Origin of the sequence: Dactylosporangium vinaceum, assembly GCF_019904175.1 — a bacterium.
Taxonomy (GTDB): Bacteria; Actinomycetota; Actinomycetes; order Mycobacteriales; family Micromonosporaceae; genus Dactylosporangium; species Dactylosporangium vinaceum.
Window position 1 is genome coordinate 5,407,459 of sequence record NZ_CP061913.1, and the last position, 23,484, is coordinate 5,430,942.

17 protein-coding genes are annotated in these 23,484 nt (G+C 71.9%); 11 read left to right on the plus strand and 6 right to left on the minus strand.

All coding sequences use genetic code 11. The annotated features are described in order from the left end of the window. Window positions 1–289: 289 nt before the first annotated feature. Complete coding sequence (locus Dvina_RS24220; RefSeq protein ID WP_223104751.1) at window positions 290–1,342, minus strand: endo-1,4-beta-xylanase; 1,053 nt, start codon at window positions 1,340–1,342, stop codon at window positions 290–292. A gap of 178 nt (window positions 1,343–1,520) precedes the next feature. Here Dvina_RS24220 and Dvina_RS24225 point away from each other — a divergent pair, with 178 nt between their 5' ends. The 3 genes from Dvina_RS24225 to Dvina_RS24235 are packed head-to-tail and all read left to right on the plus strand — an operon-like array spanning window position 1,521 to window position 4,613. Then, entirely contained in the window at window positions 1,521–2,792 is a 1,272-nt protein-coding gene (locus Dvina_RS24225) for an ABC transporter substrate-binding protein (protein WP_223104752.1), read from the plus strand. Window positions 2,793–2,805: 13 nt separating this feature from the next. Next, complete coding sequence (locus tag Dvina_RS24230) at window positions 2,806–3,765, plus strand: carbohydrate ABC transporter permease (protein WP_246656403.1); 960 nt, start codon at window positions 2,806–2,808, stop codon at window positions 3,763–3,765. Then, window positions 3,762–4,613 carry a carbohydrate ABC transporter permease gene (locus Dvina_RS24235; RefSeq protein WP_223104753.1) on the plus strand — a complete coding sequence of 284 codons (852 nt, stop codon included), beginning with the start codon at window positions 3,762–3,764 and terminating at the stop codon, window positions 4,611–4,613. Before Dvina_RS24230 ends, Dvina_RS24235 begins: the two co-directional genes overlap by 4 nt. 35 nt (window positions 4,614–4,648) lie before the next feature. Here Dvina_RS24235 and Dvina_RS24240 read toward each other — a convergent pair whose 3' ends face one another. Then, window positions 4,649–5,653: a sigma-70 family RNA polymerase sigma factor gene (locus Dvina_RS24240; RefSeq protein ID WP_223104754.1), complete on the minus strand. Its 1,005-nt coding sequence runs from the start codon at window positions 5,651–5,653 to the stop codon at window positions 4,649–4,651. A gap of 165 nt (window positions 5,654–5,818) precedes the next feature. On the opposite strand from Dvina_RS24240, the gene Dvina_RS24245 reads away from it, so the two are divergent. Beyond that, a complete protein-coding gene (locus Dvina_RS24245; protein WP_223104755.1) occupies window positions 5,819–7,324 on the plus strand; it encodes an MFS transporter in 1,506 nt (501 codons plus the stop codon). Window positions 7,325–7,394: 70 nt separating this feature from the next. On the opposite strand, the gene Dvina_RS24250 is transcribed toward Dvina_RS24245, so the two are convergent. Continuing rightward, on the minus strand, window positions 7,395–8,711 hold the full coding sequence (locus Dvina_RS24250; RefSeq protein WP_223104756.1) for a CE1 family esterase: 1,317 nt from the start codon (window positions 8,709–8,711) through the stop codon (window positions 7,395–7,397). A 46-nt stretch (window positions 8,712–8,757) separates the two neighbouring features. After that, entirely contained in the window at window positions 8,758–11,196 is a 2,439-nt protein-coding gene (locus Dvina_RS24255) for an RICIN domain-containing protein (protein WP_223104757.1), read from the minus strand. 259 nt (window positions 11,197–11,455) lie between these two features. On the opposite strand from Dvina_RS24255, the gene Dvina_RS24260 reads away from it, so the two are divergent. Together Dvina_RS24260 and Dvina_RS54430 are read left to right on the plus strand one after the other, a co-directional pair. Then, window positions 11,456–12,526 carry a S66 peptidase family protein gene (locus Dvina_RS24260; protein WP_246656405.1) on the plus strand — a complete coding sequence of 357 codons (1,071 nt, stop codon included), beginning with the start codon at window positions 11,456–11,458 and terminating at the stop codon, window positions 12,524–12,526. A 142-nt stretch (window positions 12,527–12,668) separates the two neighbouring features. After that, window positions 12,669–14,051, plus strand: a complete 1,383-nt coding sequence (locus Dvina_RS54430; RefSeq protein WP_246656406.1) for a ricin-type beta-trefoil lectin domain protein — start codon at window positions 12,669–12,671, stop codon at window positions 14,049–14,051. A 16-nt stretch (window positions 14,052–14,067) separates the two neighbouring features. Here Dvina_RS54430 and Dvina_RS24270 read toward each other — a convergent pair whose 3' ends face one another. Next, window positions 14,068–14,523, minus strand: coding sequence for a hypothetical protein (locus tag Dvina_RS24270; protein ID WP_223104758.1), 456 nt, complete (start codon window positions 14,521–14,523; stop codon window positions 14,068–14,070). Next, window positions 14,523–14,921 carry a hypothetical protein gene (locus tag Dvina_RS24275; RefSeq protein ID WP_223104759.1) on the minus strand — a complete coding sequence of 133 codons (399 nt, stop codon included), beginning with the start codon at window positions 14,919–14,921 and terminating at the stop codon, window positions 14,523–14,525. Before Dvina_RS24275 ends, Dvina_RS24270 begins: the two co-directional genes overlap by 1 nt. Window positions 14,922–15,057: 136 nt before the next feature. Here Dvina_RS24275 and Dvina_RS24280 point away from each other — a divergent pair, with 136 nt between their 5' ends. From Dvina_RS24280 to Dvina_RS24300, 5 genes are all read left to right on the plus strand, one after another. After that, the gene (locus Dvina_RS24280; protein ID WP_246656407.1) at window positions 15,058–15,951 is read left to right on the plus strand and encodes a helix-turn-helix domain-containing protein; all 894 of its coding nucleotides are present in this window, start codon (window positions 15,058–15,060) and stop codon (window positions 15,949–15,951) included. Between the two features lie 73 nt (window positions 15,952–16,024). Next, window positions 16,025–17,923: a maleylacetate reductase and hydroxyquinol 1,2-dioxygenase domain-containing protein gene (locus Dvina_RS24285; RefSeq protein WP_223104761.1), complete on the plus strand. Its 1,899-nt coding sequence runs from the start codon at window positions 16,025–16,027 to the stop codon at window positions 17,921–17,923. 77 nt (window positions 17,924–18,000) lie between these two features. Next, window positions 18,001–19,779, plus strand: a complete 1,779-nt coding sequence (locus Dvina_RS24290; RefSeq protein WP_223104762.1) for an FAD-dependent oxidoreductase — start codon at window positions 18,001–18,003, stop codon at window positions 19,777–19,779. A 296-nt stretch (window positions 19,780–20,075) separates the two neighbouring features. Beyond that, the gene (locus Dvina_RS24295) at window positions 20,076–21,836 is read left to right on the plus strand and encodes an RICIN domain-containing protein (RefSeq protein WP_246656408.1); all 1,761 of its coding nucleotides are present in this window, start codon (window positions 20,076–20,078) and stop codon (window positions 21,834–21,836) included. Between the two features lie 126 nt (window positions 21,837–21,962). Further along, entirely contained in the window at window positions 21,963–23,429 is a 1,467-nt protein-coding gene (locus tag Dvina_RS24300; protein WP_223105684.1) for a sigma-70 family RNA polymerase sigma factor, read from the plus strand. Window positions 23,430–23,484 lie beyond the last annotated feature (55 nt).

Below are 23,484 nucleotides of genomic sequence, written 5' to 3' on the forward strand. Positions count from 1 at the left end.
GGGCCTCCAGTGCGACGAGCGACCGGTGAATCCTACGGCCCGCGGCTCACCGGCCGGTGGTAGTCCGGAGATTGCCGGCGCTCGTGAGGTTTGTGTTCTCCATGCCGTCGCAGTCGACCTTTCCCTCTGCCACCACGAGACCCATCGACAGACCGCCTGGCCAACTGCCGGAACGCTCATCGGCGCAGCGGGAGACTTTCCAAGCTGTTTGCACCAGGTTTCGGCAGCCGACGGTCGGGCAATGCCTTTCCGGAAAGCGCCCCGACGGAAGAAGGACGGGACGGTGTCGTCAGCATCGGACGGCGCATATCCGCATTGCCGAGAGCGCTCCGTAATACGCCGGCTTGCGGGTGCCGGCGGCGTCGAACAGCAGTGGCGTCAGGTTCGAGCGCCACGAGTCGATGTCGCGCACACCCCAGACCGTGACGCCGGTGCAGCGCGACACCGCGATGCACGCGCTGACGACCCGCCGGTACGCGTCGGCCTGGGCCGTTCCGGAGCCTCCGACGTCGAGTTCGGTGATCTCCACGTTGACTCCCAGCGCCGCGAAGGCCGCGATCGTCCGGCCGTAGGTGCTGGGAATCGCGGCGGCGCTGATGAAGTGACTCTCCAGGCCGACGCAGTCGATAGGCACCCCGCGGCTGCGGAAGTCGCGGACGAGGTCGTAGACGGCCTGGGCCTTGGGCAGGCCGAGGTCCTCGATGCCGAAGTCGTTGTAGCACAGCCGGGCCGCGGGGTCGGCCGCCCGCGCGGCCCGGAACGCCTCCTCGAGGTAGGCGGGCCCCAGGCGGTTGGCCAACATCGACGGCCGGACGGAGCCGCTGTCGGCGAACGCCTCGCTGACCACGTCCCAGGTGCCGACCTGGCCCCGGAAGTGGCTCAGGACGGCGGTGATGTGCGAGCGCAGCGCCGCGCGCGTGTCGTCGGCGGACAGTGCGGCGACCCAGGCGACATGGTCGGCGCTCGGTGAGACCAGGCCCCGGCCGCGCACTGCCGCACCGTGCGCCCGGGCACGGTCGACGACCAGCCCGGCGGCGGTGAAGGCGAACTGGTTGCGGGCGGGCTCCACCGCGTCCCACTCCAGGGCGTTCTCCGGTGTGACCGAGTTGAACTCCTGGTCGAGCAGGCCGGTGTAGACCGGATCGGTGAGCCGGCCCGGCTGGACGGCGGCACCGAAGTACCGGCCGCGCGCGGCGGCGGTGGCGCCGAGGCCGGTCGCCGCGGAGGCCGCGCCCGCGTCCGGGACCGCCGCGGCCCCGATCAGGGCCATGCCGGCCACCGCGGCGGCGGTGAGTGCGCGATGCCATCGTCCGGTCCGGCCGTTGAACAGTGCTCTGGTCATGGGTCCTCCCGGTGGAAGTTACACACCCGTGCCATGGAATCGATCAATGCGCATGGATCAATATTGACGAACGACATCATACGAAATACCTTCCCCGGTGTACGGCAACACCGGCCTCGACGCCGGCAGCCGGTGCGAGCAACGGCCCGGCGGCCCACCACACTCCCGGAGGCGCCACGTGCATCGCCGCATCATCGCCACGATCGCCACGGCCGCCGCGCTGCTGCTCAGTTCGGCGTGCTCCGGTGGCGGCTCCGGCAGCGGGTCAGGGTCCAACACCTTCGAGTTCTGGTCCTTCACCGGCATCAACCAGAAGGCCGACGTCGAGCGCTACACCAAGGCGCACCCCGAGACGAACATCAAGCTGACCGAGGTCGGCAGCACCAGCGAGACGGCCCAGGCGCTCACCGCCGCGCTGGCCGGGGGCAAGGTGCCCGACCTGGTGCTGATCCAGGGTGACGACCTGCCGAAGTTCATGCAGTCGCCGGACAACTTCGTCGATCTCAAGACGCTCGGGGCCGACAAGATGCAGGGGGACTACCTGCCCTGGGTCATGAGCCAGTCGACGTCGAAGGACGGCAAGGTCGTGGGCATCCCGACGGACGTCGGCGGCCTGGCGATCGCCTACCGGACCGACCTGTTCAAGGCGGCCGGCCTGCCGACCGCCCGCGACGAGGTCTCCAAGCTCTGGCCGGACTGGGACGCGTTCATCGAGACCGGCAAGAAGTACGTCCAGGCGTCCGGCGGCAAGCAGTTCCTGGACAATGCGCCGACGAGCGTCTACTTCCAGGCCATCAACCAGGGCACCGAGCGGTACTACTCCAACACCGACCGGAAGCTGTCCTACGACAAGAACCCGCAGGTGAAGGCGGCGTTCGACCTGGCCCTGAAGGCCATCGACGCGAACATCACCGCGAAGCAGGGCTCGTTCTCGTCGGGGTGGACCGCCGCCATGGGCAAGGGCGACTTCGCCGTGGTGGCCGCGCCGTCGTGGATGCTCGGCTCCATCCGCACGAACGCTCCCGCCACCGCCGGCAAGTGGGACGTGGCGGCCATCCCTGGCGGCGCCGGCAACTGGGGCGGCAGCTACCTGGCCATCCCGAAGCGGGCGAAGAACCCGCAGGCCGCCTGGAAGTACATCACCGCCACGCAGTCCCCGGCCGGGCAGCTCGAGCACTTCCTGGTCACCGGGGCGCTGCCGACGACGCCGTCGGTCTACACCGACCCGCAGCTCGTCTCCAGAACCGACCCGTTCTTCTCCGACGCGCCGATCGGCAAGATCTACACGGAGTCGGTGACGAAGCTCAAGCCGTTCTACATCGGGCTGGAGGACGGGCCGATCGGCACCGAGTTCCTCAACGTCCTGACAAGCGTCGAGCAGGGCAAGGTGACCCCGGGCCAGGCGTGGAGCACCGCCATGACAAACGTCAAGAACGCCGTCAAGGGCTGAACGGCCGCCCGCCGTGACGACAGTGCTGGGTCCGACCCCGGCGACGACGACCCGGACACCCCCGCCCCGCACCAGGTCCGTGCGGCTGGGGGTCCGGGACCGGCTGGCGCCCTACGCGTACGTGGCCCCGTTCTTCCTGCTCTTCGCCGTCTTCGGCCTGTTCCCGCTGCTGTTCACCTTCTACGTCGCCCTCTACGACTGGGACCCCATCGGTGAGCACACGTTCGTCGGGCTGGACAACTTCTCGCGGCTGGTGGACGACACGCGCTTCTGGGGCGCGGTACGCAACACGCTGAGCATCTGGGCACTGTCGACGGTGCCGCAGCTGCTGCTCGCGCTCGGGGTGGCGCACGTGCTCAACCATGCGCGGCTGCGGGCCCCGGCGTTCTTCCGGATGTCGGTCCTGGTCCCGTACATCACCTCGGTGGCCGCGACAACGATCGTCTTCCTCCAGCTGTTCGACCGCGACTACGGCCTGCTCAACTGGCTGCTCGGGCTGCTGGGCTTCGAGCACATCGAGTTCATGGCCTCCGTGCTCGGCAGCCACATCATGATCGCCGCGATGGTGATGTGGCGCTGGACGGGGTACAACACACTGCTCTACCTGGCCGCGCTGCAGGCGGTGCCGCGCGAGGTGTACGAGGCGGCCGCGGTGGACGGCGCGGGTGGCTGGCGGCAGTTCCGCCACATCACGATCCCCTCGCTGCGCCCGATCATCGTGTTCACCGTGGTCAGCTCGACCATCGGCGGGCTGCAGGTCTTCACGGAGCCGCTGCTGGCCAGCCCGGGCTCGCTGACGTGCGGTGCCGCGCGGCAGTGCCAGACTCTGACCCTCTTCCTGTACGAGCAGGGCTTCGGCCGGTTCCAGTTCGGCTACGGCTCGGCGATCGGCGTCGCGCTCTTTGTCATGGTCGTCATCGTCGCCACGATCAACTACCTGCTCGCCAGCCGGATCCGCTCGGAGCGCCCATGAGCACCACGGCGCGGCCGCACCGCCGCCGCATCGACCGGATCGCCTGGTGGGTCTACGGCCTGCTCGGGATCGTGGTCCTGCTCAGCCTGTTCCCGCTCTACTGGATGTTCGTGGTGTCGACGACCGACTCGGCCACGGCGACAAGCCTCCCGCCGCACGTGCTGCCCGGCGGCAACTTCCTGCACCTGGCCGGGCTGGTCTTCGACATCGTGCCGTTCCTCAACGCGCTCGGCAACAGCATCGTCGTGGCCACGGCCATCGGCGTCGGCCAGGCGCTGCTGTGCGCGCTGGCCGGCTTCGCGTTCGCGAAACTGTCCTTCCGCGGCCGCAACACCCTGTTCCTCATCGTCGTGCTGACGATGACGGTGCCGACGCAGCTGTCGGTCGTCCCGCAGTACCTGATCATCTCGCAGCTCGGCTGGGTGGACTCGCTCCAGGCCGTCATCCTGCCCGGCCTCGTCAACGCGTTCGGCATCTTCTGGATGCGCCAGCACATCGCCCACACCATCGACGACGAGCTGCTGCAAGCCGCCCGGGTCGACGGCGCCACGACCTGGCAGATCTTCTGGCGCATCGCGTTCCCGCTCGTGCGGCCGGCCGCCTTCGTGCTCGGCCTGTTCGGGTTCGTCACCGCCTGGAACGACTTCCTGTGGCCGTTCATCGTGCTCAAGTCGCCGGAGCACTACACCCTGCAGATCGCCATCAAGGCCCTGCAGAGCAGCCGCGACATCGACCTCGGCCTGGCGATGTCCGGCTCGTTCCTGGCCACGCTGCCGCTGCTGGTGCTGTTCCTCTTCGTGGGGCGCCGTCTGGTCAGCGGCATCATGGACGGCGCGTTCAAGGGCTGAGCGGCGCCGCTGCACCCGCCCGGCGCCGCGGGGTCTCATCGGCTCGGCAACGATCGCGGCAGCCCGAACCACGGCAGCACCGTGTTGTCGAAGCGGGTCATGGCGCAGATCCGATCGCCGCCGAGGGTCAGCACGAACAGGCCGGTGCCGTGGCTGACGCCGGTCGGGGTGCGCAGGTAGGCCGCGAACGCCGGCTGACCGTTGGCCCGCGTCGGCACCAGGTCGGACCGGCGGCCCGAGCCGAAGATGCCGGCGAAGAAGCGGGCAACGATGTCACGGCCCTCGTACTCGAACGGCATGGGCGGCATCGACATGAACACGTCGTCGGTCAGCAGATCCACCAGCGCGTCGAGGTCGGCGGACTCGTAGGCGGTGACGAACTTCGCCACGATCGCGTCCTCGGCGGGTGAGCCGGCGGCGGGAGCCGGCTCCCGGTGCTCCGCCGCCCGCCGCTGCTGCAGGCCGGCGCGGGCCCGTTTGAGTGCGCTCTTGACCGACTCGACGCTCGAGTCGAGCATCTCGGCGACCTCGGCGGCCGGGAACCCGAGCACGTCGCGCAGGATCAGCACGGCGATCTGGCGCGGCGGCAGCACCTGCAGGGCGGTCATGAACGCCACGGACAGGGCCTCCGTCTGCTCGTAGCGGGCCTCGGGGCCCAGCGGTGCGTCGAACGCCTGCTCCAGCAGGGTGTCGGGAAACGGCTGGAGCCAGACGACCTCGCCGATCCGGGTGGGCTCGGGCGGTTCGACGTTCGGCATGTCCCACTCCTTGACCGGACGCCGGCCGGCCGACCGGCGCGCGTTGAGGCACCGGTTGGTGGCGATCCGGTAGAGCCACGTGCGGAACGAGGCGCGCTCCTGGAACCCGCCGAGACCGCGCCAGGCGGACAGCAGCGTGTCCTGGAGGGCGTCCTCGGCGTCCTGGAAGTTGCCGAGCATCCGGTAGCAGTGCACCTGGAGCTCGCGCAGGTGCGGCTGGGTGAGCTCCCGGAACGCGCGGCTGTCCCCGGCCCGGGCCTTCGAGATCAAGTCGGCTGCCACTGTCTCCACTCTCGGGTCACGTGCGTCTGGCCCTGCACCACGTACTGACACCGGCCGGGGCCCGAAAGGGTCGGCCGGCGAGCGCCCTTTTTCCGGCCTGTGCGGTGTCTACCTCAGCGGTACCCCACCGAGCCACCACAGGCACCGCGGACGACCGGAGGAAGCATGCCGAAGAACAGCACCTCGACCCCCTTGACGACGGCTCAACGGTGGGCCGTCGCCGTGACCGCGCTCGCCGGGATGATGGTGTCGCTCGACGCGCTCGTCGTCACGACAGCGCTCGGGGCGATCCGCGTCGCCCTGCACGCCTCGATCGAGGAACTGGAGTGGACTGTCACCGCCTACGTCCTGACGTTCGCGGTGCTGCTGCTGACGGCGGCCGCACTCGGCGAGCGGTTCGGCCGGCGGCGCATGTTCGTCATCGGGCTGGCCCTGTTCGCGGTGGCGTCGGCCGGCTGCGCCCTCGCCCCCGACGTCGGCACGCTCATCGCGGCCCGCGCGGTCCAGGGCGCCGGGGCCGCGCTGGTGATGCCGCTGGCGCTGGCACTGCTCGGCACCGCCGTCCCGGCCGACCGGCGCTCCCGGGCGCTCGGCGTGTTCAGCAGCGTGGCCGGGCTGGCGGTGCCGCTGGGGCCGCTGCTGGGCGGTGCGGTCGTCACCGGGGTCTCCTGGCCGTGGATCTTCTGGCTCAACGTGCCGGTCGTGGCGGTACTGATCCCCCTCGCACTGACCCGGCTCCAGGAGTCGTCCGGGCCGCCGGCCCGGCTCGACCTGGGCGCTGTGGCGCTGGCCACCGCGGCCGCGCTCGGCATCGTCTGGGCGCTGGTGCGCGGCAACACCGCCGGCTGGGGCAGCGCCGAGATCCTGTCCACCCTGACCGCGGGCGTGCTGCTCGCCGTCGGCTTCGTCTGGTGGCAGCGGCGCGCCGCCGAGCCGATGCTGCCCATGCACCTGTTCGGCTCGCGGGCGTTCTCCGCCGGCAACATCGCGATCTTCTTCGAGTGGGGATCGGCACTGGGTGCCCTGTTCTTCATGGCCCAGTTCCTGCAGACCGGGCTGGGCTTCAGCCCGGCCCGCGCCGGGCTGGGACTGATGCCCTGGGGCGCGATGACCTTCATCGTCCCGCAGCTCACCGGCCTGCTGATCGGCCGGCTCGGCGAGCGGCCGTTCATCGTCGGCGGGCTGGGGCTGCACGCGGCCGCGATGACCTGGATCGCGCTGATCGCCGAGCCCGGCCTGGCCTACGGGCAGCTGGTCGCGCCGCTCGTCCTGTCCGGGATCGGGGTGGCCACGGCGCTGCCCGCCACGCAGAGCGCCGCGCTCAGCTCGGTCGCGCCCGTCTACGTCGGCAAGGCCTCGGGGGTCTACAGCACCATGCGGCAACTCGGTGGGGTGTTCGGTGTCGCCGCGGTGGTGGCCGCGTTCGCCGCCGGCGGCAGCTACCGGTCCCCGCAGAGCTTCAGCAGCGGCTTCGCCGTCGCGATCGGGGCCTGCGCCGCGCTGTCGCTGGTCGGGGCGCTGAGCGGGCTCGCCGCACCGGGCCGCCGGCCGCTACCCCCGGCTCCGGCCGGGCGCGCGCAGGAGGGGGAGGGCCGGCCGGGTGACGGTGCGCTCGCCGCCGAGCGGGTGGCGCACCGTGTGGGCGGCGACGCCACGGTCGCGGGCCCCTAGCCGGGCAGAAGGACGCCGGCCGGTGCACCACTGGGGTGCACCGGCCGGTCGCTTGACTGCGGTGTGACGGTCAGGGGCTGGTGCAGGTGACGGCGGTCGGCGGCGGAGAGCTGTCGCCGGTGGCGGTGAAGCCGAACGTCGTCGTCGCGCCGGCCCCGAGGGTGCCGTTGTACGCGGCGTTGCGGACCGTGACGTTGCCGCTGGTGCCGGTGTTGGTGCCGTTCCAGAGGCTGCTGATGCTCTGGCCGCCGGCCAGGGTGAAGCGGGTGGTCCAGCCGGTGAGCGTACTCGAGCCGCCGTTGGCCACGGTGAACTCGCCCTGGAAGCCGCCGGGCCAGGTGTTGACGATCCGGTACGTCGCGGTGCACGCCCCGGGCTGCCCGCTGACCGGCGGGCTGCTCGGCGGCGGGCTGTTCGGCGGCGGCGAGGACACCGGGGGGCTGCTCGGGGGCGGCGAGGACACCGGCGGGCTGCTCGGCGGCACCGTGCCCTGGAACTGCGAGAAGAACTTCCAGATCTCGCCCGACGTCCACGTGCGGGAGTCGTTCGGTGAGCCGGAGCCGTCCACGGGGCTCGGCGTGTGGTCACCGTCGAACGCGGCCCACTGGACCGGGTAGCCCGCCCGGCACCCCGAGTACGTCGTGGTGATGTGGGTCAGGCTGCCCTGCGCCGGTTCGCGCGGGCTCTGGGCGGTGCAGCCGTTGTTGCGCACGAAGGTGTCGCGCAGCGAGCGCCCGTTGGAGATGTTCAGGACGCTGTCGTGGATGCCGTGGATGCCGAAGTACGCCACCGGCTGCGTGCCGCCGTTGCACCCGCTGAGGTTCGCGCCCGACAGCACGGTGACGGCCCGGAACACCGTCGGCCGGGCGCAGGCGACCGCGTAGCTCATCGCGCCGCCGTAGCTCCAGCCCAGCGCGAACAGCTGGGTCGTGTCGACGCACAGCCCGCCCTCGATGAGCCGGGTGAGGTCGTCGACGAGCGTGAGGTCGCGGCCGTTGGTGTTGGCCCACCCGTTGTCGATGCCCTGCGGCGCGACGAAGATGGTGCTGTTGCTCGACAGCGGCTGCAGCCCGTAGTAGCCCGCGGACGACACGTTCGCGGCGGTGCCGTTGAGCCAGTGGAACGCGAAGATCAGCTTGTACTGCCGGTTGGCGTCGTAGTTGTCCGGGACGCGCAGGATGTACGTGCGGTTCTGGCCGCTGCTCTGGATCGTGCGGGTGCCGCTGGTCAGGGTCGGGGCCTTGCCGCACCCGGCGGTCGCCGCGAGCGCGCCGCTCGTCGCGGCGGTCGCGGTCGACCCCCGGCCGCTGAGGGCCTGCCCGGTCGTGACCGCGACGAGCACTGCCAGCGCCGCGAGTATCGGCACCCCGTATCTGCGTGTTGCCATCGCCTCTCCTTCCGTTCGATGCCCGGCGATGCGGGCGGGACCGCGCTCAGTTGCGGATCCACTGCTGGTTGCTGCCGCCGTTGCAGGTCCACAGCTGCACGGCGGTGCCGTTGGCCGTCCCGGCCCCGTTGACGTCGAGGCACAGGCCCGATGCGACGCCGGTGATCGTGCCGTCGGTGTTGATGCGCCACTGCTGGCCGGTGCCGCCGTTGCAGGTCCAGATCCGGGCCCGGGTCCCCGCCGCGGTGCCGGCGACGTCCAGGCACTTGCCGCCGTAGACCGTCAGCCGGCCGTCCGACGTGGCGGTCCACTGCTGGTTGGCCCCGCCGTTGCAGTCCCAGATCTGCACGACGGTGCCGTCGGCCTGGCCGGCGCCGTTGACGTCCAGGCACCGGTTGGCGGCGGCGCTGCGCAGCTCGCCGGTCGGGGAGCCGGAGCCGCCGAGCGGGGTGACGGACAGGTTGTCGAACTGCGCGGTGACGCCCTGGCCGGTGCCGTAGCCGATCTGGCCGGCGACCCAGGCGGAGTCGGTGACGGTGCCGACGGTCGTGCCGTCGATGACTCCGCTGAGGGTGGTGCCGTTGACGGTGAGTGCCAGCGTGTGCCAGCGCCCGGTGCCCAGCGCCGCCGTCGTGCCGCTGGCCAGCGTCCGCCAGTTGCCGCTGGTGTTGTTGCTGCGGATGGACCACGCGCCGGTGTCACTCACGCGGAAGTAGTAGCCGTTGAGGTTCTGCGGGCCCTGATGGTTGTAGGTGTTGCCGCGGGCGATGAGCTGGGCGTAGCCCGCCTTCTGCAGCATGACGTCGGACGAGAAGGTGTAGTTGCGCCAGGACAGGTCGCCCAGCAGGGTGTACGGCTCGGCCTGGCCGCTGGTCCAGTAGATCGGGGCCTGCTCCGACATCTGGCGCACGCACTGCCCGGTGTGCCCGCCGCCGCACGGGGTGATCTCGAACGAGCCCTGCTGGTCCATGAGGTATCTCGCCTCGCGGCCGGTGGCGTAGCTGTCGAAGGTGTCGCTGTAGGGCAGCGGCAGGCCGCCCGCCGCCGGGCTGGCCGCGGTGCCCTTGCCCGCGCCGGTGGTGGTCGTGATGCTGTAGACGTAGCCGGGCTGGACGGTGAGCGAGAAGGCCCCGCTCGAGGGCGTGAGGTCGGCGCCGCGCACGAAGTAGTCGGCGGCGTTGCCGGACCGGACGTTCGTCGCCCACACGTGCACGGTGCCGGTGGACAGCCCGCCGGTGACGGTGAAGGCGAGGGTCTGGGCCGCGGTGGCGTCCATCGTCTCGATGACGGTGCTGTAGTCGCCGGAGCTCGGTGAGCGCAGTGAGACGTAGCTGCCGTTGCTGCGGTTGCCGCCGATGTAGCCGCTGGAGTTGTCGAGGTAGCGCCAGCCGGGCGCGGTGACCTGCGTGGTCTGCGCCATCACCCAGGCGTTGCGGCCGATCGAGTAGGAGCCGGACCAGGGCTGCTGGGCGACCGCGACGCCGGTGGTGGCCCAGGGAATGTTGGGTGTGATGGCGGCGATGACGGGCCAGTTGATGTACGCGGTCATCTTGCCGTCGATGTAGCCGCGGTTGATGCCGCGGGCGAGGGCGGCGGCGCCGGCGTTGTAGTCGTCGGAGCCGTTCTCGCTGGCCCAGAGTGCCTTGCCGGTGGCCACGGCGTTGCCGGAGCTGGGGCAGCTGCTCTGCGCGCTGCGGTAGCCGCAGACGTAGTGGCTGCCGAAGACCGACACCGCGTTGGCGAACGCCGGGTCGCGCAGCGACTCGTCGGCGGCGGCCCAGCCGAAGTCGTCGGAGGCCACGAGCTTCACGCCGCCGTACCCGCGCGCGTTGAGGGCGGAGCGCAGGTTCTTGTACCAGGTGGCGTTGTAGCCCTTCTCGTTCCACCCGCCGAGGTAGTCGATCGTCAGCCCGTGCGTGCCGGCGCAGTCCAGCCAGGCCGTGAGGTAGTCGATGGCGTCACTGGTGAAGAACGTGCCGTTGCCGACCCAGCCGGGCGCACCCCACGCCAGGCCCACCAGCCGGATGCCGGGGTTGCGGGCCTTGGCCTGCTCCATCAGCCACCACTCGTAGCCCCGGTTGCAGTCGATGCCGCCGCGGGTGTGCTCGTGGCTCGGCTCGGCCCCGGACGTCGAGTTGGTGTCCCCGCCGATCTCGACCTTGAGGATCTGCATCGCCGCGCCGTAGCCGGGCCGGAACAGGTAGTCGAGGATGTCGCTGCGCTGCGGCTCCGGATAGTCGACGAGCAGCCGGCTGTTGCCACCGCCCCCGCTGACCGCGCCGATGCCGTCGAGCGTCCGCCCGCCCGATGCACCGTTGACGGTGATGGCCGTCGCGGCCTGCGCCGCAGCGGCCGGCCCGGCGAGCACGCCCGCCGCGAGCAGGAGCAGGCCGCTCAGCGCGGCCAGGGCGCGCGACACGGGCGTCGGGCTCGGCGACCGGGGGACGTGGCGGCGTCCCGGCCGTAGGCTCGCTCGCTGCACCATGCGCATACCTCGCAATGTCGTCGCCGGACAGGTCCATGGAGTCTCGTCGATTTTCCGGTAATGCCGACAGGTGCTTTCGGAAAATCTGTCAGTAGTCGCCGGTGGGTCATGAAAGTTGCATATCGGAAAGCCTTCGTGAAATGCCTTCGGAAAAGGTGTTATAAATGGCGCGCCGGCAAAGTCGTCCATTCGGGGAGGTTGATGCGCGACGGGTGGGCGCCGGAGTAGTCTCAGGCCTCGATCCGACAGGGGAGGACTCATGACTGAGCAGGCGCACCGATCGATGTCGCGCCGCGATGTGCTGCGCTCGGGTGCGGTCGTCGCCGGTGGGGTCGCACTGGGCGCGACCACGGGCGCCTCACCGGCCGGCGCCGAGCCGGGGACGGACCTGGCCCACGGGCCCGCGATCCGGCCGCCCGCACTCAAGCCGGGAGACCGGGTGCGGATCGTGGCGCCCGCCTACCCGGGCGACGGCCGGCTCGTCCGGGGCCAGCAGGTCCTGGAGAGCTTCGGGCTCGTCGTCGAGTACGGCACGCACGTCTACGACCAGTTCGGATACCTGGCCGGCACCGACGCCGACCGCCTGGCCGACCTCAACGCCGCGTTCCGTGACCCCGGCGTGCGCTGCGTCTTCGGCGCCCGCGGCGGCTACGGCACCCAGCGCATCATCGACGGCCTCGACGTCGCGGCCGCGCGCCGCGACCCGAAGATCTTCATCGGCTTCAGCGACCTGACCGTGCTGCACTGCCGGCTGTGGCGGGCGGCCCGGCTGGTGAGCCTCTACGGCCCCCTCGCCACCTGGACCGACACGCGCACCGGGCCGGAGTCGGTGGAGTCGCTGCGCAAGGCGCTGATGACCACCGATCCGATCGTGGTGACCCGCGACCCGGCCGAGCCGAGCTCCGCGGTCAGCCTGCCCGGCCGCGGCTCCGGCGTCGCGTCCGGCCCGCTGCTGGGCGGCAACCTGACCATGATCCAGGCGAGCATCGGCACCGCCGACCTGCCGAGCCTGGAGGGCGCGATCCTGCTCTTCGAGGACACCGGCGAGGCGCCGTACAGCTACGACCGCATGCTGACCCACCTGCGCCGGGCCGGCGTGCTGCGCAAGCTCGCGGGCGTCGCGATCGGCCAGTTCAACGCGGCCGGTGACGGCTCCAGCGGCTGGAGCGCCGCGCAGGCCGTCACCGACCGGCTCGCCGACCTCGGCGTGCCGGTGCTCGGCGGGCTGCACATCGGCCACGGCAACGGTCAGCTGACGGTGCCGATCGGCGCCCGGGCCACGATCGACACCGCCGCCGGCACGCTCACCGTCGAGCCCGGCGTGCGCTGATCGTCGACCGCGCCGGAAAGCGTGATGACCGGGGGCGTGAAGAGGTCGAAGTTGGGTGGCGCAGCTCCGGGCAAGAATGTCGGGAAATCCGTGTTACCGTCGATCGGCGTCAATGTGATTCGGAGCGCGTGAAGGGACCGCCATGCTGGTGCGCCGGCTGTTCACCGTCCTGCTCGCCGTCATCGGCCTGAGCGTCGGGGCCGCCTTCCCGGCCTACGCGGCCCCGGTGACCATCACGCCCGGCGCGGTCTGGAACGACACCGCCGGCCGCGTCATCCAGGCCCACGGCGAGGGCATCACCAAGGTCGGCGGCACGTACTACTGGCTCGGCGAGGACAAGACCGGCGGCTCACCGTTCCAGAACATCACCTGCTACTCGTCGAGCGACCTGAAGAACTGGACGTTCGTCGCCAACGTCCTCACCCGTCAGTCCGCCGGCGACCTAGGCCCCAACCGCATCGTCGAGCGCCCCCACGTCATCTACAACGCCGCCACGGCCACGTACGTGATGTACATGCACATCGACAACACGAGCTATTCGGAGCGCCGGACCGGGGTGGCCACCAGCAGCAGTATCTGCGGCAGCTACGGATACCGGGGCAGCTTCAAGCCCGCCGGCCACGACAGCCTCGACGACAACCTGTTCCTGGACGGCACCACCGCATACCTGCTCAGCGAGGACCGCACCAACGCGAAACTGCAGATCTACCAGCTCTCGCCGGACTTCCTGAGCGTCGCGGCGCTCGTCAAGACGCTCAACCAGTACGAGTCGCCGGCCATGGTCAAGATCGACGGTACGTACTACCTGTTCGGCTCCCACCTGACCGGCTGGAACACCAACGACAACCAGTACGCGACGGCCACCGCGATCACCGGCACCTGGAGCGCCTTCCGCAGCTTCGCGCCGGCCGGCACCAACACCTGCAACTCCCAGACCACGGCCATCCTGCCGGTGTCGGGCAGCAGCGGCACCAGCTACCTGTTCCTCGGCGACCGCTGGAACCCCGGCAACCTGGCCGACTCCCGATACGTCTGGCAGCCGCTGACGATCAGCGGCACCACCGTCACGATGACCTGCCGATCCAGCTGGAGCGTCGACACCGCGACGGGGACGGTCGGCGCGGGCGACGACACCGGCGGCGCCGCTGCCCTGCGCGGCGCGGGCTCGAACCGGTGCCTGGACGTGCCGAACCGGTCCACCGCCGACGGCACGCCTGTCGCCATCTGGGACTGCAACGGCGGCACCAACCAGTTGTGGACGCTCACCGCGGCCCGGCAGCTCACGGTGTACGGCACCAAGTGCCTGGAGGTGGCCGGGCAGTCGACGGCGCCCGGCGCGGCGGTGCAGATCGCCACCTGCACGGGGGCCGCCAACCAGCAGTGGAGCGTCAACGCCAACGGCACCGTCACCGGCGTCCAGTCCGGCCTGTGCCTCGACGTCACCGGTGCCGCCACGGCCAACGGCACCAAGGTCGAGGTCTGGACCTGCAACGGCGGCGCCAACCAGGCGTGGTCGCGGGTCTGACGAGCCCGCCGGCGCATCAGCCGCCCAGGCTGCCGGCGTCCGGGCCCTCGCCCCAGATGTTCATCGCCGTCCAGCGGGTCAGCCCGTACACAAGCGTCCAGCCGACTGGCGTCAGGTAGCTCACCGCGATGGCGGCCGCGGCGAGTGTCCCGGCCTGGACCCGATCCCGCAGGCCGGTGTCCCCGGTCTCCCCGCCGGAGCGCAGCGCCCGCCGGCCGGACCACGCGAGCACGACCGCGGCCAGCGGCGCCAGCCACGCCACCGCCATGGCGGCCGCGGTGAGCCAGGTGACCGGGCTGGCCACCGAGCCGCGCACCGACACCCCGTCGGGCAGCGGCCCGTACACCATGTCGTACACGCTGCCGCTGGTGCCGCCGTGCGGCCCGCCCAGCAGCGCGAACAGGAAGCAGAAGATCGCGAGCCCGTAGGCCCACACCAGCGCGAGCTGGGCCCGCCACAGCGCGTTCGTCATCAGTCGAGCACCCAGTTCAGCAGCTGCCGGCCCGGCGGCGACAGGGAGAAGGCCAGGAAAGCCAGTGTGAGCCCGGCCGCCCCGTACAGCCACCGCCGCAGCCCGGCCGGCATCTCCCGGCGCCGCCGGGCGAGGGAGGTGAACGACAGCAGCAGGAGCAGGACCGCGAACATCGGCCCGACGATGGTGCCGATCATGCCCGGAATCATCAGGGCCACGGCCGGGCCGCCGAACACGTCGCCCGGGGCGCGGCACCCGCCCGTGCAGTGATCGACACCGTGGACCGTGAAGGTGAGCAGGTAGGGCAGCGCCACCCCGGCCACGTACCAGCCGACCATCATCAGCTGGACGAGCACCAGAAGCCGGGCCGCGGCGAAACGGGGCTCCGGCTGCGACATGCGGAGATTGTACGGGTACGGCGCGGACCGGCCTACGGGGCGGCGTTGCGCTGCGCGAACCTGGCGACCAATCGGGTTTCGCGCTAGTCTCGCCCTCACCCGGCGACGGCCCGAACGCGACCGCGGGGAGGTGACAGTGACACCGCAGCCCCGTGAACTGTCGCTGCGCGACACCAACGGCATCCTCGGGCAGCCGTGGATCCGGCCGCTGCGCACCAGCGCCGGGCTCGGCTGGCCCGGCGTGTACGTGTCGACGCAGCGCGAGCGGCCATACCGGGCGGAGTTCGGCGCGGCCCCCAGCCACGTGCTGATCCTGCACCTCAACGGCCCGGTCCAGGTCCGGCGCGGGCACCTGGGGCTGACGTCGGCCCGCACGGTCCCGCCGGGCGGGTTCTTCCTGCACCCGGCCGGCAAGGACCTCACCGTCGAGCTGGGCGGCGACCTCGACACCACCCACGTCTACGTGAGCGACGAAGCCCTGCAGGAGGCCCACGACGGGCCGGCGGTGCGGCTCACCGAGGAGCTGGGCGCCGTCGACCCGCTGCTCGAGCAGCTGGTGCTCGCGCTCGACGGCGTGCTGCGGCGCTGGGAGCCGACCGCCCGCACCTACGTCGACCAGCTGACGGCCCTCGTCGCCGGGCAGCTCGCCCAGCGGCACAGCAGCCGCCGCGGCACCGCCGGGCCGCCCCCGCCGGCCCGCTCCGCGGGGCTCAGCGACAGGCAGCTGGCGCAGGTGCGGGAGCTGCTGGAGGAGCGGCTGGCCGAGCCCGTCCCCCTGGCCGCCATGGCCGCCGTCGCCGGGCTGAGCGTCAGCCAGTTCGGCCGGCAGTTCAAGGCCCGCGTCGGCCTGGCCCCGCACCAGTACCTGCTGCGGCTGCGCGTCGACACCGCCTGCCGGCTGCTGCGCGAGCGGTCCCTGCCGATCGCCTCGGTCGCCACCCGGTGCGGCTTCTCCCACCAGGAGCACCTGACCCGGGTCATGCGCCGGCACCTGGAGACCACCCCGGCCGCGATCCGCCGCGACGGCTGACCGCGCATTTCGTGTCGGCCGCGACAGCGCGATCGTGCAGGAACTCGCGCTGATCGGCGCCGATACTCGACGTATGTCGTTCGTCTACACCGCCGGCGCGGCCCGGGTCGTGTTCGGCTCCGGCACCCGGCAGCAGCTGGCCGACGAGGTCCGCCGGCTCGGCCGGTCGCGGGTGATGGTGGTGGCCACCCCCTCGATGCGCGACGCCGCCGCGCTCGGCGCCATGCAGGTCGCCCGGTTCGACGGCGTGGCCATGCACACGCCGGTCGCGGTGACGCATGACGCTTTGGGGGTACTGCGAGCAAGCGCCGCCGACTGCATCGTGTCGATCGGCGGCGGCTCGGCCACCGGCCTGGGCAAGGCGCTGGCCGTGCGCACCGGCCTGCCGCACATCGCGGTGCCCACCACCTACGCCGGCTCCGAGGTCACGCCGGTGCTCGGCGAGACGGACGGCGGCGAGAAGACCACCCGCTCGGACCCGCGCATCCAGCCGGCGACGGTCGTCTACGACGTCGAGCTCACCGCCGGCCTACCGGTCGCGCTGTCGGTCACCAGCGGCGTCAACGCCATCGCGCACGCCGTGGAGGCGCTGTACTCCCCGGACGCCAACCCGGTGACCGACGACCTCGCCGCGCAGGCGATCCGCCGCCTCGCCGGCGCCCTGCCCCGCATCGTCGCCGACCCGGCCGACCTCGCCGCCCGCACGGACGCGCTCACGGGGGCCTGGCTCGCCGGGATCTGCCTCGGCACCGCGGGGATGGGCCTGCACCACAAGCTGTGCCACGCGCTCGGCGGATCGTTCGGCCTGCCGCACGCCGAGGTCCACACGGTCGTGCTCCCGCACGCGATGGCGTTCAACGCCGCCGCCTCGCCCGGGGCGATGCGCCGGGTCGCCGACGCGCTCGGGGCCCGCGACGCCCCCACCGCCATGTTCGACCTGATCGCGCGGCTCGGCGGCCCCGTCTCGCTGCGCGACCTGGGCCTGGCCGCGGCCGACATCCCGGCGGTGGCCCGCGCCGCGACGAGCCGGCAGTACCCCAACCCGCGCCCCGTCACCGCGCCGGACGTCGAGACGCTGCTGCGCGCGGCGTTCACCGGCGAGCGGCCGGCCGGCCCGCCGCCCACGCCGGATCTGCGGTGGCTGACCGAGCAGGTCGTCGCGTCGTTCGGCGGGGCGCCGGACCCGCGGGCGCGGCAGCTGGTCACCGACCTCGTGCGGCGGCTGCACGAGTTCGTCACCGACAACGACCTCACGCCCGGCGAGTGGCAGTTTGGCATCGACTTCCTGACCCGCACCGGCCAGCTGTGCAGCGACGTCCGGCAGGAGTTCGTGCTGCTGTCCGACACGCTCGGCGTGTCGAGCATGGTGGACGTGCTGAGCAACTCCCGGACCCCGGACACCACGCCGTCGGCGGTCCTCGGGCCGTTCTACGTGCCCGGGCCGCCGGTGCAGCCGCCGGGCGCGGACATCGCCGCCGGGCTCCCCGGCACGCCACTGTGGACGGACGTCGCCATCGTGGACGTCGACGGCAAGCCGGTGGCCGGAGCGGTCGTGGACGTCTGGCAGTCCAACGACGACGGCTTCTACGACGTCCAGCTGCCCGACCAGGACGGTCCGGTGCTGCGGGCCCGGTTCCACAGCGACGCCGAGGGCCGGGTGCGGTTCTGGTCGATCCTGCCGTCGGAGTATCCGATCCCGGACGACGGGCCGGTCGGGCAGATGCTCGCCGCGACGGGCCGGCACCAGTACCGGGCCCCGCACCTGCACTTCATGATCAGCGCCGACGGCTACCGGCGCCTCATCACCCAGCTGTTCGTCGCCGGCGGCGCCTACCTCGACTCCGACACCGTGTTCGGCGTCAAACGCGAGCTCGTCGTCGACTTCGTCCCCGGCCGCGGGGCCCCGCCGGACGGCCGCGACGTCGCCGGCTGGCGCGCGGTGACCTACACCTTCCGGATCGCCGCGGCCTGAGCGGCTGCGCCCTCGACCCGCCCTCGGCCGGCCGGCGTCCCGCCGCCGGTCGCCCCACCATGCCCAAGGGAGCACCCATGACCGAAGCGGTCGAGACCGACGTCCTCATCGTCGGCAGCGGACCGGCCGGGAGCACGGCGGCGCTGATGCTCAGCACCTACGGCGTGGCGAACATCGTGGTCACCAAGTACGACCGGTTCGCCGACACGCCGCGGGCCCACATCACCAACCAGCGGGCCATGGAGGTGCTCCGCGACGCCGGCCTCGAGGAGGCGGTGGTCGCCCAGGCCACCCCGCAGTACCTGATGGGCCAGACCCCGTTCTGCACCAGCCTGGCCGGCGAGGAGCTGGGCCGGCTGCACACCTGGTACACGCATCCGGCGCGCCAGGCCGAGCACGACCTGGCCTCCCCGACCTCCATCTGCGACATGCCGCAGCACCTCATGGAGCCGGTGCTGGCCAACGCGGCGATCGCCCGCGGCACGCGGCTGCGCTTCGGCACCGAGTACCTCGGGCTGACCCAGGACGCCGACGGCGTCACCGCCACGGTCCGCGACCGGCTGCGCGGCGACACCTTCCGGATCAGGGCCAAGTATCTGATCGGCGCCGACGGCGGCCGCAGCCGGGTCGCCGAGGACATCGGGCTGCCGATGGTCGGCCAGATGGGCGTCGCCGGCAGCATCAACATCGTCTTCGAGGCCGACCTCACCCGCTACGTCGCCCACCGGCCGAGCACCCTGTACTGGGTGCTGCAGACCGGGTCCGACGTCGGCGGCATCGGCATGGGGCTGGTGCGGTGCGTGCGCCCGTGGAACGAGTGGCTGATCGTCTGGGGCTACGACATCAACGGCGAGCCGCCGAACCTCACCGAGGACTACGCCCGGCGGATCGCCCACCAGCTCATCGGCGACGACACGGTGCCGGTCACCGTCAGGTCGTCCTCGGCGTGGACGGTCAACCACCTCTACGCCGAGCGCTACCACACCGGCCGGGTCTTCTGTGCCGGCGACGCGGTCCACCGCCACCCGCCGTCGAACGGGCTCGGCTCCAACACGTCGATCCAGGACGCGTACAACCTGGCGTGGAAGCTCAAGCTGGTGCTCTCGGGTGCGGCCGACCCGCGGCTGCTGGAGTCGTACTCCGCGGAGCGGGCCCCGGTCGGCCGGCAGATCGTGGGCCGGGCCAACCGGAGCATCGGCGAGACGAGCCGCATCTTCCAGGCGCTCGGCCTGCTGTCCACCGAGGACCCCGAGCAGATGCGGGCCAACATGGCGGCCCGCAAGTCGCCGGGCCCGGAGGCCGAGAAGCAGCGCCGGCTGCTGCGCGAGGCTGTCGAGTTCAAGAACTACGAGTTCAACACCCACGGCGTCGAGCTCGACCAGCGCTACCGCTCCGACGCGATCGTCGCCGACGGCACCCCGGCACCGGTGCCCACGCGCGACCACGAGCTGCACCACCACCCGACGACCTGGCCCGGGGCGAAGGTCCCGCACGCCTGGCTCGGCCGCGGCGCCGGCCGGCTGTCCACGCTCGACGTCGGCGGCCGGGGCCGCTTCGCGCTGCTGACCGGCGTCGGCGGCGAGCCCTGGATCGAGGCCGCCCGCACCGTCGCCGCCACCCTCGGCGTGGAGGTCGTCGCGGCGAGCATCGGCCCCGGAGCCGACTACGAGGACCTGTACGGCGACTGGGCGACGCTGCGTGAGGTCGAGGACACCGGCTGCGTGCTGCTGCGCCCCGACAACTACGTGGCGTATCGCAGCACCGCCCTGCCGCCCGACCCCGAGCGGGCGCTCACCACGGCCCTGCGCCACATCCTGGCCCTCGACCTGACCACCGGAGAGGACGACGGACACTGATGCCGGAAATTCGTTATTTCACGAGCGCTTGCAGAGTCTCCTTACTGGCCGCCAGATGGTTTGGCTCGGGGTTTCCGAGTTTCCTTTCGGTGTTACTGTCACCCGCCTTGACACGCAGCTCCGGGCGCTCATAGCGTCAAGGCAATCGATTTCCCCGCTGTTTCCCGGCCGGGCATTCCGGGCCGCATTCCGCCGCAATTCGACGGACACCCCTGCGCACGACGCCGACCACGTCGGTCGGGTCCGTGCGCCTCCGGGCGGATGCCGGGCCGCCGGGAAAGAAAGAGCAGGCAAGCATGTCGCAGACCGTTCGAACCCGCCGGGCCCGCCGGGGCCGGTCGCTGGCGCTCATGGCGTCGGCCGCCGCGCTCGCGATGGTGTCCGCCGGGTTCGCGCTCAGCCCGGCGTCGGCCGCCACCGCCGCCACCACCCTGGTAGTCGACGCGAGTCAGACGCTGCGGCCCGTGACGCACGTGGCGACCGGAAGCCTCTACGGGCTCGCGAACGCGTCGCAGCCCACGGTGGCCCTCGCCCAGGCGATCAAGCCGAACACGTTCGTGCAGATGCCCGCGGGCGGGCGCCAGCAGCCCACCGGTGACATCGCCGTCGTCGCGCCGACGGCCGTCAGCGTCGGCGCCAAACTGGTCAACCGCCTGTCCGACTACTATCCCGGCTGGCCCTACCAGTTCAGCTGGAGCACGTGGACGCCCTTCATCAACTCACAGATCAACACCATGAAGGGTTCCTCGTACTACTCCAGCATCGCCGCCTACGAGCTGTGGAACGAGTCCGACAACACCTGGAACTCGGCCAACGGGACCTACGAGAACTTCTGGACCACGACGTTCCGCCAGGTCCGCTCGATCGACCCGAACAAGCCGATCCAGGGCCCGAGCTTCTCCGACAACATCGGCGACATGCGCAACTTCCTGCAGAACGCCGTCGCCACGAACACGGTGCCCGACGTGCTGGCCTGGCACGAGCTCAGCCGGTCCTCGAAGATCGCCGGGGACGTGGCCACGGTGCAGTCCATCGAGGACCAGCTCGGCATCGCCCGGCGGCCGATCGCCATCGAGGAGTACGCCGCGCCGAGCGAGGTGGGCCTGCCCGGCCCGCTCGTCGGCTACATCGCGAAGTTCGAGCGCCTCGGCATCCGCGACGCCGAGCTGGCGTTCTGGAACCAGTCGGGGACCCTCGGCGACCTGCTGACCGCCCGCGGTGGCAGCCCCAACGCCGCCTACTGGCTCTACACCTGGTACGCCGCGATGAGCGGGAACATGGTCGTCACCACGCCGCCGGCCCAGACCGGGATCGACGGCCTCGCCGCGGTGCCCTCGGGCCGCAACCAGGTGAGCGTCATCGCCGGCAACTGCAACGGGTCGTGCGCGGTGACTGTCAACGGGCTCAACGCGCTGAGCCTCGGCAGCACGGTCAGCGTCAAGGTCGAGCAGACCGTCTCGCTGGGCCGCACCGTCGCGTCCGCCGGGCCCAGCACCGTGTCCACCACGACCTACACGCCGTCCAACGGCTCCATCACGGTCCCCATCACCATGGCGACGAACAACGCCTACCGCATCACGATCACCCCCGGCTCGGGCGGCGGCGGCACGACGACCCCGCCGCCGACCGATCTGGCCGGCACCTACCGCATCGCCAACAACAACAGCGGGCTGCGCCTCGACACGCTCAACTCCGGCACCGCCTGGGGCACCGCTGTGGTCCAGGCGACGGCCGGCTCGGCCACCTCGCAGGTGTGGACGCTCGTATCCGTGGGCAATGGGCAGTACAAAATCGTCAATCAGTCGAGCAGCCTCGTCCTGGGCATCCAGAACGCGTCGACAAGCCAGGGGGCCACGGCCCTCGTCTGGGGTGACACCGGCACGTCCGACCACCTCTGGACCCTGACGGCCGACGGGTCGGGGCACTACAAGATCCGCAGCGTCAACAGCGGCCTGGTCCTCGGGGTCACCAACATGAGCACCAGCTCGGGCGCCCAGGTGCTGCAGTGGGGTGACTCCGGCACCGCCGACCACCTCTGGACCCTTACCAGAATCTGACGATCCGAAAAGCGTTATGCCACGCCGCTACAGATGGTCGGGGGGGCCGGTGCTTGACAGCGTCCGCGGCTCTGTGCCGAGATGGACACCCGGCTCCCTCGACTTGCACGGTGATGGCGCGTGGCAATGACGAACATCGGCCAGGCTTCTCTGGTCGCGGCGGCGAAGGCCGGAGACGAGCGCGCCCGGGACGATCTGCTGGCGGGGCATCTGCCGTTGGTGTACACGATCGTGCGGCGGGCCCTCGCCGGGCATCCCGGCGGTGTGGACGACGTGGTGCAGGAGACGATGCTGCGGGCGATGCGCCAGCTGCCGGCGCTGCGCGAGCCGGACAGCTTCCGGGCCTGGCTGGCCGCGATCGCGGTCCGTCAGGCCGGGACGTATCTGCAGCGGGAGCGGACCGTCAGCGGGCGGCGGGTGCCGCTCGACGAGCTCACGGATGCGCCGGACGCGGACGACTTCGAGGACCTGACAGTGCTGCGGGTGGAGCTGTCGGGGCAGCGGCGGCAGGTCGGGCAGGCGGTCGGCTGGCTCGACCCGGAGGACCGGGCGCTGTGGTCGCTGTGGTGGCTGGAGGTCGGCGGGGAGCTGAGCCGGGCCGAGCTCGCCACCGCGCTGGGCGTCGGCGTCGTGCACGCCGGCGTGCGGGTCCAGCGGATGCGGGAGCGGCTGGAGCAGGCGCGGGTGCTCGTCGCCGCGCTCGACGCCCGGCCGCGATGCCCCTGGCTGGACTCGGTCCTGGCCGACTGGGACGGCATCCCGAGCCCGCTGTGGCGCAAGCGGATCAGCCGGCACACCCGGTCCTGCGTGGCGTGCACCCGGGCCGCCGAGGACGCCGTCGACACCGAGCACCTCCTGAGCGGCTTCGCGCTGCTGCCGGTGCCGGGCCCGCTCATCGGCGCCTTCGGCGGCCACGACACCGCCGCCGGGATCAGCGCCGCCGCGCCGCCGGCCGCCGCGACCGGCCCGGCCGTCGCGGCCGCCTCGGCGAAGGCCGGCTGGTTGGTGGGTCTGCCGGTGGCGAAGCTCGTCGTCGCCGGGTCGCTGGCGGCCGGGGTCGCGGTGACCGTCGCGGTCTGGCCGCGCACCGAAGCGCCGTCGCCCCCGGTCGCGGCGCCCTCGGCGGTGCCGTCGTCCGCCGGTCCGTCATCGCCGCCGCCCCCGCCCGGGCTGCACACAGGCCCGGTGTCGCTGGAGCTCGACGCCGGGCCGGGCCGCTATCTGGGCACCGACGGCCAGCTCGGCGTCCTGGTCACGCCGGCGACCGCGGCCGCGCGGCAGCGGGCCACGTTCACGGCGGTGCCCGGCCTGGCCGACGCGGAGTGCTACTCGTTCCGGGCGGCCGACGGGCAGTATCTGCGCCACGCCTCCTGGCGGCTGCGCCTCGACCGCGACCAGGGCACCTCGCTGTTCCGCGGCGACGCCACCTTCTGCCCGCTCGGCACCGGCACCGGCGACGTCATGCTCGAAGCGTCGAACTACCGCGGCTACTTCATCCACCGCGACGGCGACGAGCTGTGGGTGCACCAGGCCGACGGCACCGCCGCCTTCCGGGCCGGCAGCACATTCCGCGTCCGGCCCGCGCTGAGCTGAGACAGGCGAAGGCGGTGTGGCCGCGGGATCGCCGCCACACCGCCGTCACCACCCG